The following is a 19,932-nucleotide window of genomic DNA, read 5'->3' on the forward strand; positions in this document are numbered from 1 at the left end:
ATTAACATAGTATAAATAGATTATTTTTGATTGTATGGAAGATCAAATATATATTAATTTAATTAAATTAATATATATAAAAATTTCATTAGGACCGAAATATCAAGAATATTTTATTTTTTTCCGGAAGACTATATATTTACCTAGTTGCTATTAATAATAACTATTTAATAACTATTTAGCTATGACAATAAAAAAGATAAGTGTTTGAACCTTAATCTAGCCAGATTAATAAATTTATAATTTTCCTACCTGCTTAAATTGTAGACAATTGGTTCATTATAGTTAATATAGGTGTATTTACTAATAATAGCTGTTAGTTAACTAGCTGTAATTATTCTGCTTGCAATCACTATAAAAAAATTAAAAATTACTGCATAGGCAAGTGCTTATAACTCATATAAAAACTCATATGTGGTAGTAGCGACAAAAATAATAAAAATTAGTAAAAGTTATGAAAATACAATCACTATATACATCTGGGGATATATGTGGATTCAGAAAGAATAATCAATGCTTACATGAAAATAATTCTTTATTGGAGCAGGATACTAAATCCAATTCACTGTCAAATAGAATCTATGATAATTCACAAACGAAAATAAATATCCTTTTTTTAGCTGAAATTCTTGATCTAATTAATGATGCAGTTATTATAACTGACACTGAATATAAAGTCACTTATTGGAATCATAAAGCAGAGAAATTATATGGTATAAAAACTACAGAAATTATCGGTGAAATTTTGACAGTTGCCTTTGAGCCCTTATGGTCATACTCTCAACAACAGCAAGCTTATACTGATGCCCTAGAACAGTATGGTTTTTGGAAAGGAGAAAATATTCATCTTAAGAAAAACGGTGAAAAAATCTATGTGGATTCTTCAATTTTTGTTTTAGAAGAAAAGTTTTGTGGATTCTTATGGATAATAAAAGACTTGGACAATATATATTATGAAAGAAGTTTACGTCAAATTGCTGAATACAAGGTTAAGGAACAATCTACCTTAATTGATTTTACAAGAGATGCAATTCTTATGTTGAACTTTGACGGAGAGATTATATTTTGTAATGAGGGAGGATACAGGACTTATGGTTGGGAATCAAGTCAGATGCACGGCAAAAATATACGTCAAATATTGTACGATGATAGCAGTTTGCCACAAATTGAATTTGCTCTGAATAAAGTATTGGAGAATGGAGAATGGTATGGCGAATTATATCACTTGTGCAAAAACGGGCAAAAAATAATTCTTGAAGCTAGATGGATACTAATTAGAGATAACCAAGATAATCCTCAATCAATTTTGACTGCGGCTACTGATATTACAGAAAAAAAACAATTAGAAACACAATTTCTCCGTACTCAAAGGCTACAAAGTATTGGCAGTTTAGCAACTGGTATTGCCCATGATTTAAATAATATTCTTACTCCGATTTTAGCAGTAGCTCAGTTATTACCTTTAAAGTTGCCATGTATCAATGAAAATACCAAAGGATTACTGAATATTGTCCTGGATAACTGTAAGCGTGGCAGCGATTTAATCAAACAAATTCTTGTGTTTGCAAGAGGTGCAGAAACTCAATATATGAATTTACAGGTAGGACATATACTTGTAGAAGTCGCCAGAGTTATCAGGCAGACTTTTCCTAAATCCATGGAGATTTGCATGGACATTTCTACTAGAGAATTATGGATGGTCTTTGCTGATGCTACTCAACTACATCAGGTATTGATGAATCTATGTCTAAATGCTAGAGATGCTATGGCCAATGGTGGTACTCTCACCCTGGCAATAGGCAACTTTTTTATTGATGAAAATCATGCTGGGATACACTTGGATGCCAATGTTGGTCCCTACGTGGTCGTGACAATTTCGGATACGGGATGTGGAATTCAAACAGAAAATTTGGGCCGTATTTTTGAACCTTTTTTTACAACAAAAGAGTTGGGAAAAGGTACAGGATTAGGACTCTCTACAGTATTAGGTATTATAAAAAGTCATGGTGGTTTTGTAGATGTATGTAGTGAGGTTGATAGGGGTACCTGCTTTAAGATCTACTTGCCTGCAGTTGAAAGTATAGAAAAAGTAGAATTTTCAGAGTTAGAACCAACACAAGGTATCGAAGAATTAATTTTAGTTGTGGATGATGAGAAAACTATTTTAGAAATGACTAAAACTTCCCTAGAAGCTTATAATTACCGGGTTTTAATTGCAAAAGATGGGATTGAGGCAATCACATTACTGTCTCAACATGAGTATAAAATTAAAGCAGTATTAATTGATTTTATAATGCCCATTTTAGATACTAAAATAACCATTAGTACCCTCAAAAAAATAAATCCCCAAGTTCCTATTATCATCATGAGTGGATTAGCTTCGGATGAAGTAATTACAAAAACATCTAGTAGTGATTTTCAAGCATTTTTAGCCAAACCATTCACCACTTGGGAACTCCTAAGCACCCTAAAACAAGTTATAAATCAATCTAAATAAAATGATTGTATGATCAGGTAGTCTTATTGGTTGATGATGCTAAGGAGTAATACGTAGATTTTTTCTTACTATCATTTTTTACTGTAGCAACTATACAATCCGGCTTTCCATTCTCATTCGGAAGTTTTAAAGAGTAAAGCAAAATTTACTCCCTCTCTACATCTAAATGCAAGATATAACTGATAGAGAGATGATGAAAGGCCATACTTTTTAATTTGCTTACTTATTCCTTACATTAGCTTTCCTTAGTTTTTTGCTTGCTCAATGCTTATAATTTTCTCTGTCTATTTACTGACTTCTTATAACCCCTATTTTTAAATAAATCTACTGCCTAGCTACTAAGCTGAGTTTATGCCTACGGATAATTATTAGCTTAACTCCGAGTATTCAATGTATGAACAAGCAAAACTATCACCTTGATATCTGAGACTAGAACGTGCAAATATAGAGATCCAGCAGGATGTACAAGTGTATTTAACAAATACCTTTCATTGTATATACTGTTTTCATAAACGGCTTAAAAATGGCAGTTTATTTGAAAGACATCCTACTCCCAGAGGTTGCAGTTTGGATTTCTATATCAATTAAGATACTATTAAAAGTTCATATAAAAATATTATTAATAGTCAATATCTAAATAGTTATGTTGGTAAGGATATTAAATAATATAAATCACTTATCAAGAACAGTAATTTTTTCTAGAATCTTTAATCATAATTCATAATGGGCAAGGCTAGAGAGGTTTATAGAGTTTAAGAAAACATCAGACGAGTTCATAAGTTTTATTAATAGCAAAGATCACTTTGCAAGCATATATTTGCTTGTAGCTTTGACGTAGAAATCTTTATGCAGTGGTTAATGAAGCTTTTTTGTATTACTCAGATATAAATTCTTTAGATCTAAGTAATACAAAAAAGCTGTCGATATTAATCAAGAATTTGGGTTGTAAAGTTTATCTTTGTTTGTTTTATGGAATATTGATAATTATTTGAGACTATGGGTTATTACCCGAAACTTGGGAAAATTCTCTGTATGTTGCCATGAACTAAATCATAGTCAAAAAATTGTTGCTATTTCTTGTCTGTGATAATCTTTCAAAGATTCTATGGCTTTATAATAAATAACAAAATGCATTTTATCTTTTACTTTTAGTTAAGTAGCCAAAATCCAAAATTGTTTTAACTATTACAAATGACTGCTAAATTATGATCATCTTATACATAAGCAATACTTTCAGCTAGCACTAATGATTGAAGTTGAGAATTTAAGTAAAAGATACGGTTATACCACTGCGATTTCGGATATTACTTTCAATGTTGAACGCGGAGAAATTCTTGGTTTCCTCGGGCCTAATGGTGCAGGGAAGACAACTACTATGAGGATTTTAGCTGGTTATTTGCCGGCAACGAGTGGAACAGTTCGAATTGCTGGGTATAATATCCAAAAAGATTCTCTGTTGGTACGTCGGCAAATTGGTTATTTACCAGAAACTCCTCCCTTGTATCCAGAGATGACAGTGGAAGGATTTTTATATTTTGTAGCTCGTATTAAGGGAGTATCACCAGGTGACCGCGCGGATAAAGTCAAATCGGCCATAATACGGTGTAATCTTCAAGATAATTGTTATACTATCATACGCAAACTTTCTAAGGGGTATCGTCAACGTGTAGGTATTGCCCAAGCTATTATTCATGATCCGCCAGCAATTATATTAGATGAACCAACGGTAGGATTAGATCCACGGCAAATCATTGAGGTGAGAAACTTAATCAGAAATTTAGCTGGTAGTCATACAATTCTTCTGTCTACTCACATTTTGTCGGAAGTTAGCATGACATGTAGTCGGGTAGTAATTATTAATCGTGGAAAAGTAGTAGCCACAAATAGCCCGGAAAAGCTAATGGCTGATATAGTAAGTAATTATAACTATAAGCTGGAAGTTAGCGGGGAAGTTAATTTAGTTCGGGAATTATTACAAAACATACCAGGAGTTGTTTCCATTGAGGTTATACCTACTAACGAAAAGTCCGATCAAAACAATAACAGAACCAATCGTACTAATTTGCTAGTTATATCTAAGCCTGGAACTGAATTAGGTGAAAGCATTTCTACCCTTTTAATACAACATGGATTCGGTTTGCATCAAATGCAACGGGTTAGTGCAACTTTAGAAGATGTATTCTTACAACTAACTACAGCGGAGAAGAATCTGCAATCTAATACAATGACATCAACAATACACAAGGAGATATTAGCTTAGATGGCTATTATATTCGGTAATATCGTCGCTATTTATCGCCGAGAATTGCAAAGCTATTTTGTATCACCTTTAGCTTATATTATTGCTGGGATATTTTGGCTTTTATCAGGATTATTTCTTATTTCAATTTTGATTGGGCCTGATGGTATTTTGTCAGTAGTAGAATTATTAGATGCACAGAAGTCACGAATTTCAACACCCATACCACCAATCGATGTAGCTTACGAATTTCTACAAACATTTTTAGACAGAATGGGTTGGTTACTATTATTTATTTCACCAATTTTATCCATGGGACTTTATAGTCAGGAACGCAAGCAAGGTACTTTAGAATTACTTGCAACTTCCCCTATTACTAATTGGTCTGTAGCATTAGGAAAGCTTTTAGGAGTAGTCACGTTTTTTATTACTATGATCTTACCAATTTTTGCATTGGAAAATATTATTTTAAGTTATGCAAATCCTTCAATTTCACTATTAATCCCTATAGTTGGTCATATTGGATTGATTTTACTAGCAGCTGCCATTCTATCTTTAGGAATGTTCATATCTTCTTTAACAGAAAGTACAGTGTTTTCTGCTATACTCACCTTTGCAGCAACTTTACTGCTACTTTTTTTTGATATAATTGCTCGAGGTATTGGTGGTAGCTTTGGGTATGTTTTAGGTTATTTGTCTCCAATTAAGCACTATAACAGTTTTATTCAGGGAATTTTTGACACTAGCAGTTTGATATTTTTTAGTAGTTATATTGTACTAGGTATTTTTCTCACATCTCAATCCATTGATGTACTAAATTCTCAACGTGAGTAGCTTTAAGAATATAGGTAAAGACTCACTTTTAAGGGTAAGAAAAAAGAATTAGTCAGCTATGAAGATTATTGCAGGTAAACTAATTTTGGAATATGGGTTTTGGTTAAATCTATTTTTAATTGCTGCAGGTTTAACAGTGGGTTTTATCTCTGAGAGATGGGATATTATCCCTTTTACTCTAATTGTAATTGGGGTAGTGCTCACAATTGCTTGGTTGCTCTGGCAAAGTAAACGTACCAATTTGTGGGCAAGACGTTCCGCACAAAGCAGTACCAATGCAATTCTGGCTACCACTGCAGTAGTAGTAATCCTCAGTTTGATTAACTTTTTAGGAGCTCGCTACTCTATAAGACAAGATTTAACAGAGAATCAATTGTTTACACTTGCTCCTCAATCTAAAGAATTGGTACGTTCCTTAAAATCACCAGTCAAAGTTTGGATATTTGATATCACCCAAAATGCTCGAGAAAAAGAATTGTTGGTCAATTACCAGCGACAAAGTTCAAAATTCAAGTTTGAGTATGTTGATACCCAAGCAAAACCCTCATTGGTAAAGAAATTTGGGGTAGATAATAATGTAAGAGCATTTTTGGAATCTGGCAAACGCCAAGTGAAAATAGTCGACTTTAATGAGCCACTAACAGAAATTAAGCTTACTAACTGCCTACAAAAACTTATTAGTACCGATGTCTTAACAATATATTTTCTTAAGGGTCATAGTGAAGACATCTTAGATAGTATTGATAGTAACATGTCCAAGGCGGTGGAAGCATTAGCAGAGATGAATTTAATTGCAAAACCGCTAACTTTCACTAACAAATCTCTGGTTCCTGATGATGCTGCTGTAGTGATTGTAGGTGGAGACAGTCAAGATTTATTTCCAAATGAAATTAAGCTCTTACAAGCTTACCTCAAGCGTGGTGGCAACTTGCTATTAATGTTTAACCCTAGAACAGCTCAGAATTTAGATCCTTTACTTAGTGAATGGGGAGTATCAATAGATCCTCGATTAGTAGTAGATATATCTGGGAGTGCAATTCTAGGACCTGCAGTTTCTTTAGTTAATAACTATGGGCAGCATCCTATTACGAAGAATTTTGGGAATAAAACTTCTTTTTATCAGTTTGCTCGACCAATAAATACTAAAACTGTAGAAGGAGTGCAATCCAATCCTTTTCTTTTAACTAAGCCCTATCCTCATAGTTGGGCAGAAAGCGATTTAAACAGTGAAATTTTAAGATTTAATGAAAAAACTGATCGCAAAGGTCCTCTAGCTTTGGGTATAGCACTAAAAAGGAAAATAGTAGGAAAAACAGATAATTCTGGCTATGAAGCAAGCTATTCTAATACTTTATCTCCAGTTTTGCCTATTACTTCACACGTACATGCAACTAATACTAAGAGTACGAATAGGGAAAGTCGATTAGTTGTTATTGGTAATTCCAATTTTGCTAGTAATTCTTGGTTCCAGAAAGCATTAAATGGAGATGTTTTCCTCAATTCTGTTACGTGGTTAAGTCAAAGAGACTTTCAACCTTTGTCAATCCGCCCCAAAGAAGCTAAGAATAGGAGAATTAATCTAAGTCCAGCCCAGGCAAGTTTGTTAACAATATTTTCCCTCGTTATTTTACCGTTAATTGGTATTATCGGAGCCGTACCTGTATGGTGGCAAAGAAGATGATAATATTCTGGGTTTAACTAAATAAACTAATTAAACTTCCTTATTATCTGTATATATGGATAGTAAATTATGTTTATCACACTTCCTATTCGCTCGTATAAATCTAACAAGTAAGTCAATTATTTACCTGGCTAATTCAAGTATAAGGCCGAGATAAAATTGTAAGAAACTACTTGGTAGAACCTAAACTAGGATTAACATATTTCAAGTAATAGCATAAGTATGCAAAAGGTATACCTATATAATCTAGATATGAAATATTGAGATAAGTTATTAATATGGTAAACTTTATGGATTATCGATAAATTAATAAATAACAAATAAATCATATTTATTTGTCTAAGAACAGATTGATAGAAAGTCAGAATCAACGTATATAAAATAAAGATTTACAGAGATTTGAATAGTATAATATTATCTAGATTAGTATCAATAAACATATATCATAAGAAATAAGAAAACGTGATAATACGAAAGAAGTAAGGGATACCAGAAGAAAAAATTAAAAATATTAGGATATCTTAATTATAAGAAAATTTGCAGTTTGTGGATAAAACAGGAACAGCAGAACAGCGATGCTAGACAGTAATAGGAAAAATATACTAATTAAATCAAAAACATCATCAGAGTATATAAACTATGAGAAAATAATAGTAATAGTCATATAAATTTTGTATTTAGATTTATTAAAATAAAAGTTAGTACTAGTTATCATTAAGTGAGAGATTAATATACTGGTATTTGATTGATGCCTATATCGATTGTTTAATTTCAAAGGGTATATTTAGTCAAATTATCTGATATAGCCATCAATATAATACTTTCTTTAATTACTCAAATTTGGTCTTTAAATCTAATATGCAATTAAAAAGAAATACTTTGATTTTGATTTTACTAGCTTTGAGCTTAAGTGGTTTTGTCTACTTCCAAGAGATGAATGGTAACATCAAAAAGCGTCAAGCCAATAGCAAAGAAGAACCAATATTTTTATTGGCAGAGGAAAATGTTCAATCTTTGATTATCAATAATAATAATTATGTTATAAGTTTAGAACGCAATCAAAAATATGAAAAGCCAAAATGGTTAATTACTGCACCAGAAAAGGCATTGGCAAATGATGCAATAGTTACTTATTTAACTGATTTGCTGTTCAATAGTAAAAGCTTCCGCACCTTATCAGTAAAGATTAACACAATAAAAGAATTTGGTTTAGAACCACCTCAAAGCAGAATAACTATAAAACTTAAAAACCAAAAATACTATACGCTTGTTTTAGGCAATTATACTTATCATAAGAAGTACATATATGCACAAATAAAAAGTTCAATAGATAAAAAAAGCAGTTATGTAGAGGTTCTATTAGTATCAAAAGATTTTGCTAATGCTATAAATCGCCAATTCTCAGAGTGGAAACAACTTGCACCTGTAAAAAATAATCATTCAAAACTGTTATCCATTATTCCACAATCTATATACATCAAAAAATACTAGGAAAGGCCTCAACTCCATGTCTTTGATAGCCTAAAGTTGATTTGAGTCAAACTATATATACATTGTATAAAGACTACTTTCAATGATATTGACTATTGATGAAATACATAAAAGAAATGCTAATAATATTCCTTTTTAATAAATATCCCATTTTAGTGTTTATCTTAATTCTCTAATACTACACACCTTTACGAAATTTTTGTTAATCCACATGCTTAGGTATGATACGAAGAAACTCTTATTCCATCAGCTCTTTAACTACTGGCCCTTAATTATTTGCTGCATGATAGCAGTGAATCCCAAACGGTCAGATTTAGTGGGGCTAATTATAGAAATATGTCTACCTAAACACTATTATATGTAATAACTCTCTAGATGAATATATAATGAATTTCATGATATTCATTGTTATTATAATAATCTTGCTAATTGAGGATTAATGCCTTGTTCCAACCAGATTCTGAATATAATATCTTATATCGAGTATAGATAAGACTTTTATTATCAATAAATAACAGCAAATTTCGTCTAAATAAATGTATACAGAATAATTATAAGCAGACCAGTCATATTTTATGATGACAATATTATCCCCAGTGTGACCATATATTACAAACTCAGTAAATGTTTGAGATGCAGGAATCGCAAAGGGGATCTTTATAATGGGAATAAAACTTTTGTGTTCTCGGACAACTGTGAGCTCATAGTTTATATTTACTGAAATTATGTCTTGGAGGGAATTGTATAACCAATTATTCTAAGTCCAAATGGAAGAAATTTAAATCCATCATTTAATTTTTCAGTCATCCAGCAAACTCATTAAAGCTTGAAAATCAGATTCTGGTTGTGACTTGATTTGTACCTGCAACTCGGCTAATTGGCGCTGTAAATCTTGTGCAACATGAGGCATATTACCTTCAATTGCAATTTTTAATTGGTCTTGTTTGATTTTAATTTTTCGTTGTATCTCATGTTCCATAGATATTGTTTGATTCTCTTCTGTAATCATGGATTTACTCCTGTTTATGAAAAATAATTTACCTCAAGTGATTGCCCTGAAAATCAGACATTAATCTTTGCAAGCAATCTTCCTAGTCCCTGTTATTAAAATTAAGAGATATATCGGGAATAATTTACCATATATAGTTCTCATTAATTCCAACAATAAAACTATTATTTTTGTGTGCATACTATTCTTGAAATAGCTCCCCTCAAATTTGTGTTTAGGTACAGCAACATAAATACAATCTTATTGTCCAAAGTTGATAAAATGAGAATAGAGTAATTATACAGTCTTATTCACAAAACGTTAATACAATTTTTATATTGCATACTTTTATATTGCATTCTAAAAGAAGAACTACTAGGTGCCTGAGTAATAATAGGGAAAAGCAGAATTTCATATTGTCGTAGTTTTGTTTGGTCAACACTTATATAAACTTGCTAATTCAGGCCTAATGATAGTTCAACAAGTCTGTATTTTAGATAAAATATTGCTTTGATAACTTAGTTAAAAACTAAATTATGCAATTGATTAATGATGATAAATCAACATAAGTATCAATAACCAAAGTAGTTTTTATATTTGAGTCTCTATATTTAAATAGAAATAATGCTAACCTTAATGTCTATGAATTCATTATTAAAATAATATTCATTCGGGCAGGATTATATATTGTTCATGCTTTAAGTCTATGATTACTAATCTTCATTTTAACTATTATTGTTTATATTTATTTATATACGTACCAAATTTATGATAATTAACTTCCCTAGATCAACCTATACTTAACCTATTATTACTGATAGTATGTTTTGATTGAATAAATGTCTGCAGATGTTGACATTTATCCTCAGAAAATTACCTACTATATAGCCTAATTTTTATATCTTGCCTTAGCACTATCTACTAGCAATAGTTCTGCTATTAGAATTTTGCTAGGGAAACTCTAAACAACAATATGCTTTCACATTTTGCTATATTAATTTGGTTCTAGATAAATTTTAATACTCATCGTATTTTTATCTGGATGACTGGGCTACTTAGTTACCTTTGTTCTCAACATTTACATATATATCCTCTGAAACTGTCAAATTATCTACTTAGCCAAAACCAAGTCTAGCTGTTCCCAGATGTATTGGTTACCTTACCAGTATTTATTGTTGTATATGACTCTATTCTATTTTTCCTTGGTAATTATTTCTATCTTGTTAGTAAATCAAACAATGTTATTAATGTTTTTATACCTAAATTTAGGTTTATCTTGAGTTTCTCTATTCTTTCATTTAATTTAGTTACTTTGATTAACTGATCTATGATTTTGTCCTACTTTATTATATTTTCCTTCTCAATAATGACTTATACTACTTTCTTTCTCTTGGATTATCATAATATTTTATCTCCTAACTTTCAGTTAAATGACTATCTATTATAGATACTTATACCAAAATTAACCCAATAGATTGACTTAATCATAATTAATTAAAACCTATCAATTAAATTAATTAATTTTACAATAGTTATGATGGACTAAATATTTATTTATAAAGATATAGCTATTATACATTTATTAATAAATTTAAGTCAACAAGATAAGTGTAATAATGGCTTCTTCTATGAAATAATTACTAGTACAATCAGGCATGAGTTAATCATTCATTATTAACATTTGTATCCATAGTAGATTTATTCTGGAAGTTTGTTAACTATTAGTCTTTAGTTTAAATATTATCAACTTTAAAATACCATTCTTTATAATCAGCAGATATATCATCAGGTTTTACATTTGCAGTTAGAATAACTACACAATAGAATTTACCATAGTCAAATTCACTCTTCGTAAAAACTTTTTATCCACTTTTAGTTTCAGGTTTTATTTTTAATCTAACATTAAGATTATATTTAGTTAATTCAATGTATAAATTCTTCGCTTATATCCCAGACATTTCTAGTTTTATATTAACTATCTATTCACATTCTAGCTCTTTATATTACGGAAATTGCTGCAGCCTTGATTCCTAAAAAACCACTAAATTCTTCCACATTAAATTTCAACAAAATTATCAAAAACCCTGTAAAAACTAGTTTCTAGGATATCAATTTCTTTCCGGAAATACAACTCAGTCTTACCATGTCATATACCTCTATCGTATTAATAAATTGAGCTAAAAATGTTTAATACTTTGATTTATATATACATTTATATGATACCTAAAACTTAGTTAATATCTCTTTCGGTTATTATACCCCCATTAGTGATGAATACCGAACTGTATTTTGCTAACAGAAACCTGGCAAGATGCACTATAATAAATCAAGTTTATTCTAATGAAAATAATGATTTTAACTTAAAAATTTTGATATTTAGAATCTGTTGGGTAGTTAAAAACTGTAAACTACAGAGCAATGGGCTGTTGCAATATATTTTATTTGTTATTTACTGCAATGAAGCCCATGATAAATCTATAGTTTAAAATGTTTGAATGGCTATACTCCTGTTAATAATAAGTATTTACTGGCTTATTGTTACTACAGCTTCTATAGTAGCTTTTGCTTTTTGCAGATCTATAGAGGTGATTGCCCAGCGTAAGGGTTCTCCTTGCTTAATCAAACTTGTGGCTATCGCCTGTTCTAATTCCATTGGGGTAGTTTGCAGATCAACTTCTGCAGTAATAAAGTGAGTAGTCATTTGCTTTATTTTTCAGTGTTTGTATTTCGTGGTTTGACAGGAAAAACTACTTATATGCTTATATGAGGGGATAGTAAACTTTCATGAGTTTGTGATTGAGATCAGTATTTCAGACAATAGAAGCTGAAAATACAAAAAGTAAATACTAACATTCTGTTACCAGCATTGAGAATTCTTATTCTCTCCTTTAGTAATAGCTTGTTGTACTTACCAGTTATTTTTACAAGGCTAAAAGTACTTTTTCACCAGGATTATTTTTACCCTGACAGAGCCTCAGATACTTACAGCTAGTAACCATCCATAACTAATATTTTATTACTAGACAAAACTCTAGGCTGGTAGTTATTGCTTACCAAATTGCAGATGGTAAACAGTGTTTTCTTGCTCAGTTTCAATTTCTAGGTTAGAGCGAGGATAAGCGGTGCATAGTAGTACATAACCTTGCTTTTGCAAATCTGGATTTATACCCATACCATCAGTTTGGTCAACACTTCCACCATTCGTGATTCTAGCGGCACAGGTAGTACAAACACCTGCATAACAGGAGCTGGGAAGTTTAAATCCTGCTATATCTGCTACTGACAAGATAGTCTTGTTTTCAGGAACTTGTAAAGTATGAATTGAACCTTGATGTTTAAATTCAACAGTATATGTTCTGGTCATATTTCAAAGCAATTATAATGCAATGACAGATTAAATATTCTATCCTATCAATGAGTAAAAATATCAACACATAACCTATTAAGTGGGAATTTATCTTAAAAGATTTTACTTTACTCAATAGGAAAAGGATTAAGACCTTATATATCAAAATAAAGCTTCTGAAAATACGGTTTTATTTTCATTATCCATAAATTATGGTTAATAAGTCCTTTTCGCTAAAGACTGTGAAAGGAAATTCCAACACTCTTATATTAAGAAGCAAAAATTAACTATAGCAACATTATTAATTGGTTGAATAACTGGAGAGCATAATGCTAAAATCATATCGTAAACATCTTGAATCAAGAGCAGCTCTGGGAATACCCCCCTTACCATTGAACGCAGAACAGACATCACAGCTATGTGATTTGTTGAAAAATCCGCCTCAAGATAAAGAAGCATTTTCATTATTAGAATTATTGCGTGACAGAGTCCCCCCAGGTGTGGATGAAGCTGCTTATATCAAGGCTGGATTTCTGACTGCGTGTGCTAACAGCAAAATTCATAGCCCCTTAATTACACCTGTTGATGCTGTGAAACTATTGGGGACTATGCTAGGTGGTTATAATGTGAATCCTTTGATTGAGTTACTTCAATCAAAGGATACTGAAATTGCACTTGCTGCAAGCAAGGCACTAAGTACAACTACCCTTGTCTATGATGCTTACCATGACTTGATAGAGCTTTCAAGTACTAATAACTATGCCAAAAACGTAGTAAATTCTTGGGCTAATGCGGAGTGGTTTACTTCCCGTCCTATATTGCCAGAAATCATTAAGGTTACTGTCTTTAAAGTCCCTGGAGAAACTAATACTGATGACTTATCCCCCGCTACTCATGCGACTACCCGTCCGGATATTCCTTTACATGCCTTAGCAATGCTAGAATCAAAGCTAACGGGATCTATAAAAACCATTACTCAACTAAAACAAAAAGGATATCCTGTAGCTTATGTGGGAGATGTGGTAGGTACTGGTTCATCACGAAAGTCTGCTATTAATTCTGTGTTATGGCATATTGGAAATGATATTCCCTTTGTGCCTAATAAACGTTCTGGTGGATATATTTTAGGTGGTTCTATTGCCCCAATTTTCTTTAATACTGCGGAAGATATGGGTGCATTGCCCATTCAGTGTAATGTTTCTAAGATGGAAACAGGAATGGTGATTACAATCCATCTATACAAAGGGGAAATTACCAATGAGGTTGGGGAAGTTATTTCTACATTCCAACTGAAACCGGATACTATTTTAGATGAGGTTCGTGCCGGGGGACGTATTCCCCTATTAATTGGACGTGCTCTTACTGACAAAACTCTTGATGCACTAAATTTAGGAACTAGTACTGCCTTTATTCGTCCCCAGCAATCAACAGATATAAGCAAAGGTTATACCCTAGCACAAAAAATTGTAGGTAAAGCTTGTGGTTTACCAGGGATTCGTCCCGGAACTCTTTGTGAGCCAATAATGACTACTGTTGGTTCCCAAGATACTACGGGACCAATGACCAGGGATGAATTAAAAGAACTGGCTTGTCTAGGATTTTCTGCGGATTTGGTCATGCAAAGTTTCTGCCATACTGCAGCTTACCCCAAACCAGTAGATATCAAAACACATCAGGAACTTCCTGATTTCTTTTCCCAAAGAGCTGGTGTCGCCTTAAATCCTGGGGATGGTATTATACACTCATGGCTGAATCGGATGCTTTTACCAGATACTGTTGGTACTGGTGGTGATTCTCATACTCGCTTTCCTCTTGGTATTTCCTTCCCTGCTGGTTCTGGTTTGGTAGCTTTTGCAAGTGCATTGGGAACGATGCCTTTAAATATGCCGGAATCTGTGCTGGTACGCTTTCAAGGAAAATTACAGCCCGGTATTACCTTGAGAGATGTTGTCAATGCTATTCCCTATGTTGCAATTCAGAAAGGTCTATTAACAGTAACAAAGGAAAACAAGAAAAATATCTTTGCTGGAAGAATTATGGAGATTGAGGGCTTGGAAGACCTAAAGGTTGAGCAGGCCTTTGAACTTACTGATGCTACAGCTGAACGTTCATGTGCAGCTTCTACAATTAAACTAAGTGTAGAGACTGTTTCTGAATATCTGCGTTCCAATGTCACTCTTTTAAAAAATATGGTGGCAAGAGGGTATCAAGATACCAGGACTATTATGCGTCGCATCACCAAAATGGAACAATGGTTAGCGAACCCAGAATTAATGACATCAGATACAGATGCAGAGTATGTAGAAGTTCTTGAAATTGATTTAGACGCAATTACAGAACCCATTATTGCTGCCCCCAATGACCCTGATAATGTTAAATTGCTATCAGAATTAGTGGGGAATAAAGTTGATGAGGTGTTTATTGGTTCTTGTATGACTAATATCGGTCACTATCGTACTGCTGCAAAGGTAATAGAAGGATCTGGTGCTGTTAATGCTCGTTTGTGGATATGTCCCCCTACTCGTATGGATGAAAAACAATTGAAAGAGGAAGGGGTTTATGATATTTTCGATGTAGCCGGTGCACGTATAGAAGTACCAGGGTGTAGTCTGTGTATGGGTAATCAAGCCAGGGTCGCAGATGGAGCAACAGTGTTTTCTACTTCTACAAGAAACTTCAATAATCGCATGGGTGACGGAGCACAGGTTTACCTTGGGTCGGCAGAAATAGCCGCCATTTGTGCGTTATTAGGCAGAATCCCCTCTTTGAAGGAATATACTGATATTATGGCAAGAAAAATTCACCCCGTTGTTAATGATTTGCATCAGTATTTAAAATTTGACCAAATCCCTGGGTTTGAGAGTGAAGGCACAACAGTACCACTATAATCAATATTCAGTGATAAGGGCATTTTAATCATGCTAAACATAGTAGTATAATACTGCCCTGCGGTGTATTGTTTCTGTTTATCGTAAAAACAGAAACAATACACCACCATCAATAACACTCAATATGGATATCTGCAGATTTAACGGTAATCACCGTAACCTACAATAGGTGAAATAGGTTTATCTGATACTTGGGTTAAAACAGAGATTAAGTAATATAGAGAAACCGCAAGCCCATACTATCTATAAGAATCTGGCTTATAGCCACATAGAATAGAAAGTGTGGACTTGTGATCACCTATAGAAATAAATTCCTGCCTAATTGTGATTCAGCCGGTTTTGTTTATTAGGCAGAATCATCTTGGTGCTAAACCAAAACTAAGCTATTACTCAACAATAATTTTACCGGCCATCCCAGCTCCCCGGTGAGGCTCACAGTAGAAGGGATATTCACCAGAAGTTGCTCCCTCAAAGCTAACCTGAAAACTTTGACCAGGACTCATTAATAACTGTTTGTGACTGCTTCTGTCTGCAATGGTTTTATCAGCACTTTTACCTGAATCAAATACAATGTTGTGGGGAGGAACTTTATTATTAAGAAATTCTACTGTGTCCCCGGCTTTAATAGTTAACTTGGAAGGCTCGAATGCCAGCATGCCCTTGTCTGTACCCATTTTAATTGTGTAGGTTTCAGCGGCAGCTGCAGAAACAAATACAGGAAAGCTGCTCATGACAAATACTACTGTTAACACTGCTGCTAAACTCATATGACGTAGGGCCTTCACGATCATTTTCATGGCGTTTGCCTCATAAACGATTTTATTTTACTTATCTATTCTAAATAAAATATTTGCAAATATGACAACCTGTCATATTTGCAAATATTATTAGATATTCTATACACTATTAGAAATTCCCAGGTCTAACATACACAAATTAGATTTGTCGGGAAATATTAAAACATAATAAGACCTATTTACTAAATGAAGGCATTACTTATACTGATTTTAACATATTGGTATAGTAATTTCCCTATGATTTATCCTAATCCTGATCAACCCAGGATTTTGATTTAGAAAGAAAAACCTTGGCAGCAACACCAGAAAGCAAGGAGAAAAAAGCAAAATTAATGTTTTTCCCTCAACTATATGCTATCTGGCATTGTAACTAGACAAATTTCAGGAGCAGTATACGGTTTTTAATAATCAACGGGATAAAAACATTTAGAAATAAATTTTTCCACCACCCCATTGCTTACCAGCCACCTTTGGTTGAACAAGAATATAACCAGCTATTTCCCTTAATTGCTCATCAGAAATATTTCTCATCTCTGTAAAAATGTCTGCACTTTTTGTGCTGGGGTGTAATTCCGATATTTCAATTTCACCATCGTAAGTAGTAGGGTTCTTCAGGTAGTCCACTATCCCTTCTAAATTATTCCGGGGTGGCGTTGCCAATGCTAAAGTTTCTGGATCTAATCCCACGTTCTGGTTAGTTTTAGTTACACCACCCAAGTGACAATCAGCACAAGCAGATGAGAATAAACGCTTACCTGCCTTTACCTCTGTAATGCTTAGTACACTTGTTTCACCTTTATCATTTAATAGTACAGTGCGGGTTGCTTCATTCAATTCTGTGGCTGTGGCATTACCAACAAATAAATAACATGTCATTAGTAAAGTAGTTACGAAAATGACGATCAGTCTTCTAAACATCTTTCCCCTTTTAAAGATATGCTCAACATAGCTAAAACTACAATGTTCAATCTCCACTAAGCTGAAGTTTGATTGATTACCCAATCAAACTTCAGCCTCGTATTGCTGGGCTAATAACAATCCCGTGAAATATTTGCAGACAAAAATCGAGAAAATACTAATGCTATTGACATTTTCTCAAATAAAGCAAGTACCTGTAAAAAGATTTACTTTGTGTATTAAAAAAATACTTCTCCCTCAATAGGCTCCTTAATGGCTTTATTCCTAAAATTGGTATGTCCACAAAACTCATAAAACTTATGAGTTTTTCAATAGAGATTGAACAGGTGTTTGTTATACACATATCATGTTCAGAGTCCAATTTGTTGACTTGATGACTTCTAACTCCCGGATAATCAAGTCAATTCGTTCAATGAGTGTGTTATTAAATAAAAATTATTTTCTTATTAAGCAAATTTTCAAACTTGTTCTACCGAAAATCATATTTTAAATGTCGGTTCACTATTAGAGCTATTACTAGGTTAATAATTATAATTATTGACAATAATATAGTAGCATTACACTCGTAGTTTTATATTACGAAAACTAAAAAAATGTTGATATATGGATTTATGGCACTGCCAAATTATTTTACCTGATTTTGGTGGCTGCATTTTTGATTAAGAAAAGGGTAGTGTGAATAATGACTAATTGGTCTAGTTGACTTTAGCTATTCTTTTAGAGAGTTATTTAGATAAGGGTATTGATAAATTAACTATGATTGATTTATGTAGCAGGAAGTAATACTTGTAAGACGTTTGCAGGGGATGATTATAGAATCATCAGTAGGATGTCCAATTTTAGCAATTTTTTATCTGTACTCTCTACTATTTTCATAAAAAGACTACAGGATTATAGTGTTGATAAGTATTATTGCCGTTCTGATAGACTTGGCTGTTCAGTTTATTGAGGCAGATTTGAATTCCTGTAAATAAAAAACACACTTGTATTTGTAATGCAGAGGAAAAGTTATAGAAAATGAATGTGGATAGAAACCATATTAATTATGGTGAAGACGCATACTGAATAATGCTAACGCTCTAATTAGTTTAAACATTAATATGATTGGATCTTTGTTTATACCCTCAGTACTACATTTTTCCAATTTTGCCAGTTGATTTTGGATGCATTATTGACGGTGCTTATTGGCGATTTAGGAAAATGAATAGGTATTGTAGTGGTAAGTAGTTGCAGTAGACTAGCAGCAGACCAATTAGGGTACCATTTTTCTTCCTAAAGTACATTTTAGCTGCTACTAATCTCATATTCTGGATGAGTATTGATGATAATTGCCTAAATGTTTTAGTTATGGTTACAACTAAAACACAATGATGTGGGAATAACAATCATGTAATTGCTGATATAGTAGTTGGGATAAATGGCGATTTGGATCATTAAAATCTTTGATATTTTGATAAGCAGCCTTTTTTAATTCTCTTTCGAAGTAAAGAGGTTATTTTCTCATTTTGGCAGATTTTCATATATCTGCTTTTAACGCCTCAATATTTTTCAGAAAGCAATAAGGCAAGTTCTTAGTTAGACTCTTCTACAAGGATTTTGAAAGGAATAGAAGAGACAAATACTATAATAATTACAGATGTTTCTAATAAGTAGCATTTTCAACTTTACTCTTTTGCTTTGTTATATTGTTTAACAACAAGGTTTAATAGTTAATGGTAACTATATTGAGATTTATTAACAAAAAATGATCAAATATTTGCGGCTATTAATAGCTTCTGTTTTGGCCTTATTGATTTTATTCTCTCCTATATCAACACAAGCAAATAATAAACCTGCAGTTGTAACCAAGACAGTCAGTAATAAAGATTTCTCAGGTAAAAGTTTAATCGCTGCTGAGTTTAAGAAACTAAATTTGGAAAATAGTAATTTTAGTAATGCGGACTTACGAGGAGCAGTTTTTAATAGTTCTCTACTAAGTAAAGCTAATTTCCATGGTGTAGATTTTACTAATGGAATTGCTTACCTGGTAGATTTTCAGGGTGCCGATTTAACAGATGCCATACTCACAGAGGCTATGATGTTATACTCCAAGTTTGATGATGTTGATATTACAGGAGCTGACTTTAGCAACACAGTTATAGATGGTGTACAGTTAAAGAAACTTTGTGTTCATGCAAGCGGTATCAACTCCCAGACAGGGGTTTCTACCCGCGAGTCTTTGGAATGTGATTACTAATGTGATTACTAATATGT

Annotated in this window: 12 protein-coding genes; 7 read left to right on the top strand and 5 right to left on the bottom strand. The window is 32.7% G+C overall.

All coding sequences use genetic code 11. From position 1 onward, the window contains the following. The first annotated feature begins 454 nt into the window (after positions 1–454). The 5 genes from RINTHH_RS06425 to RINTHH_RS06445 all read left to right on the top strand — a co-directional run bounded on the left by RINTHH_RS06425 (position 455) and on the right by RINTHH_RS06445 (position 8,742). Positions 455–2,497 (top strand): PAS domain-containing hybrid sensor histidine kinase/response regulator, encoded by a 2,043-nt coding sequence (locus tag RINTHH_RS06425; RefSeq protein ID WP_008234410.1) that lies wholly within the window; start codon positions 455–457, stop codon positions 2,495–2,497. A gap of 1,246 nt (positions 2,498–3,743) precedes the next feature. Continuing rightward, positions 3,744–4,757 (top strand): ABC transporter ATP-binding protein, encoded by a 1,014-nt coding sequence (locus RINTHH_RS06430; RefSeq protein WP_008234412.1) that lies wholly within the window; start codon positions 3,744–3,746, stop codon positions 4,755–4,757. Then, positions 4,758–5,570, top strand: a complete 813-nt coding sequence (locus tag RINTHH_RS06435) for an ABC transporter permease (protein ID WP_008234414.1) — start codon at positions 4,758–4,760, stop codon at positions 5,568–5,570. It begins immediately after the preceding gene. A 58-nt stretch (positions 5,571–5,628) separates the two neighbouring features. Continuing rightward, positions 5,629–7,251: a GldG family protein gene (locus RINTHH_RS06440; protein ID WP_044304794.1), complete on the top strand. Its 1,623-nt coding sequence runs from the start codon at positions 5,629–5,631 to the stop codon at positions 7,249–7,251. A gap of 858 nt (positions 7,252–8,109) precedes the next feature. Then, a complete protein-coding gene (locus tag RINTHH_RS06445; protein ID WP_008234417.1) occupies positions 8,110–8,742 on the top strand; it encodes a DUF4340 domain-containing protein in 633 nt (210 codons plus the stop codon). A gap of 799 nt (positions 8,743–9,541) precedes the next feature. Here RINTHH_RS06445 and RINTHH_RS06450 read toward each other — a convergent pair. The 3 genes from RINTHH_RS06450 to RINTHH_RS06455 all read right to left on the bottom strand — a co-directional run bounded on the left by RINTHH_RS06450 (position 9,542) and on the right by RINTHH_RS06455 (position 13,094). Beyond that, a complete protein-coding gene (locus RINTHH_RS06450) occupies positions 9,542–9,751 on the bottom strand; it encodes a hypothetical protein (RefSeq protein WP_008234419.1) in 210 nt (69 codons plus the stop codon). Between the two features lie 2,503 nt (positions 9,752–12,254). After that, on the bottom strand, positions 12,255–12,431 hold the full coding sequence (locus RINTHH_RS11035) for a hypothetical protein (RefSeq protein ID WP_008234424.1): 177 nt from the start codon (positions 12,429–12,431) through the stop codon (positions 12,255–12,257). A 342-nt stretch (positions 12,432–12,773) separates the two neighbouring features. Then, positions 12,774–13,094: a 2Fe-2S iron-sulfur cluster-binding protein gene (locus tag RINTHH_RS06455; protein WP_008234426.1), complete on the bottom strand. Its 321-nt coding sequence runs from the start codon at positions 13,092–13,094 to the stop codon at positions 12,774–12,776. Between the two features lie 311 nt (positions 13,095–13,405). Here RINTHH_RS06455 and acnB point away from each other — a divergent pair, with 311 nt between their 5' ends. After that, positions 13,406–15,964 (top strand): bifunctional aconitate hydratase 2/2-methylisocitrate dehydratase, encoded by a 2,559-nt coding sequence (gene acnB, locus RINTHH_RS06460; protein ID WP_044304796.1) that lies wholly within the window; start codon positions 13,406–13,408, stop codon positions 15,962–15,964. 386 nt (positions 15,965–16,350) lie between these two features. On the opposite strand, the gene petE is transcribed toward acnB, so the two are convergent. Next, the gene (gene petE / locus RINTHH_RS06465; RefSeq protein ID WP_008234430.1) at positions 16,351–16,761 is read right to left on the bottom strand and encodes a plastocyanin; all 411 of its coding nucleotides are present in this window, start codon (positions 16,759–16,761) and stop codon (positions 16,351–16,353) included. A 426-nt stretch (positions 16,762–17,187) separates the two neighbouring features. Further along, positions 17,188–17,679, bottom strand: a complete 492-nt coding sequence (psbV, locus tag RINTHH_RS06470; protein WP_044304797.1) for a photosystem II cytochrome c-550 — start codon at positions 17,677–17,679, stop codon at positions 17,188–17,190. Between the two features lie 1,744 nt (positions 17,680–19,423). Here psbV and RINTHH_RS06475 point away from each other — a divergent pair. After that, positions 19,424–19,915: a pentapeptide repeat-containing protein gene (locus RINTHH_RS06475; protein ID WP_008234435.1), complete on the top strand. Its 492-nt coding sequence runs from the start codon at positions 19,424–19,426 to the stop codon at positions 19,913–19,915. Positions 19,916–19,932: the final 17 nt, after the last annotated feature.

It is taken from the genome of Richelia intracellularis HH01 (assembly GCF_000350105.1).
GTDB classification, from domain to species: domain Bacteria; phylum Cyanobacteriota; class Cyanobacteriia; order Cyanobacteriales; family Nostocaceae; genus Richelia; species Richelia intracellularis.

Bases quoted from the DNA above. Each gene is read 5' to 3' on its own strand.
- RINTHH_RS06425 (WP_008234410.1), top strand. From the start codon at position 455: ATGAAAATACAATCACTATATACATCTGGGGATATATGTGGATTCAGA.
- RINTHH_RS06430 (WP_008234412.1), top strand. From the start codon at position 3,744: ATGATTGAAGTTGAGAATTTAAGTAAAAGATACGGTTATACCACTGCG.
- RINTHH_RS06435 (WP_008234414.1), top strand. From the start codon at position 4,758: ATGGCTATTATATTCGGTAATATCGTCGCTATTTATCGCCGAGAATTG.
- RINTHH_RS06440 (WP_044304794.1), top strand. From the start codon at position 5,629: ATGAAGATTATTGCAGGTAAACTAATTTTGGAATATGGGTTTTGGTTA.
- RINTHH_RS06445 (WP_008234417.1), top strand. From the start codon at position 8,110: ATGCAATTAAAAAGAAATACTTTGATTTTGATTTTACTAGCTTTGAGC.
- RINTHH_RS06450 (WP_008234419.1), bottom strand. From the start codon at position 9,751: ATGATTACAGAAGAGAATCAAACAATATCTATGGAACATGAGATACAA.
- RINTHH_RS11035 (WP_008234424.1), bottom strand. From the start codon at position 12,431: ATGACTACTCACTTTATTACTGCAGAAGTTGATCTGCAAACTACCCCA.
- RINTHH_RS06455 (WP_008234426.1), bottom strand. From the start codon at position 13,094: ATGACCAGAACATATACTGTTGAATTTAAACATCAAGGTTCAATTCAT.
- acnB (WP_044304796.1), top strand. From the start codon at position 13,406: ATGCTAAAATCATATCGTAAACATCTTGAATCAAGAGCAGCTCTGGGA.
- petE (WP_008234430.1), bottom strand. From the start codon at position 16,761: ATGAAAATGATCGTGAAGGCCCTACGTCATATGAGTTTAGCAGCAGTG.
- psbV (WP_044304797.1), bottom strand. From the start codon at position 17,679: ATGTTTAGAAGACTGATCGTCATTTTCGTAACTACTTTACTAATGACA.
- RINTHH_RS06475 (WP_008234435.1), top strand. From the start codon at position 19,424: ATGATCAAATATTTGCGGCTATTAATAGCTTCTGTTTTGGCCTTATTG.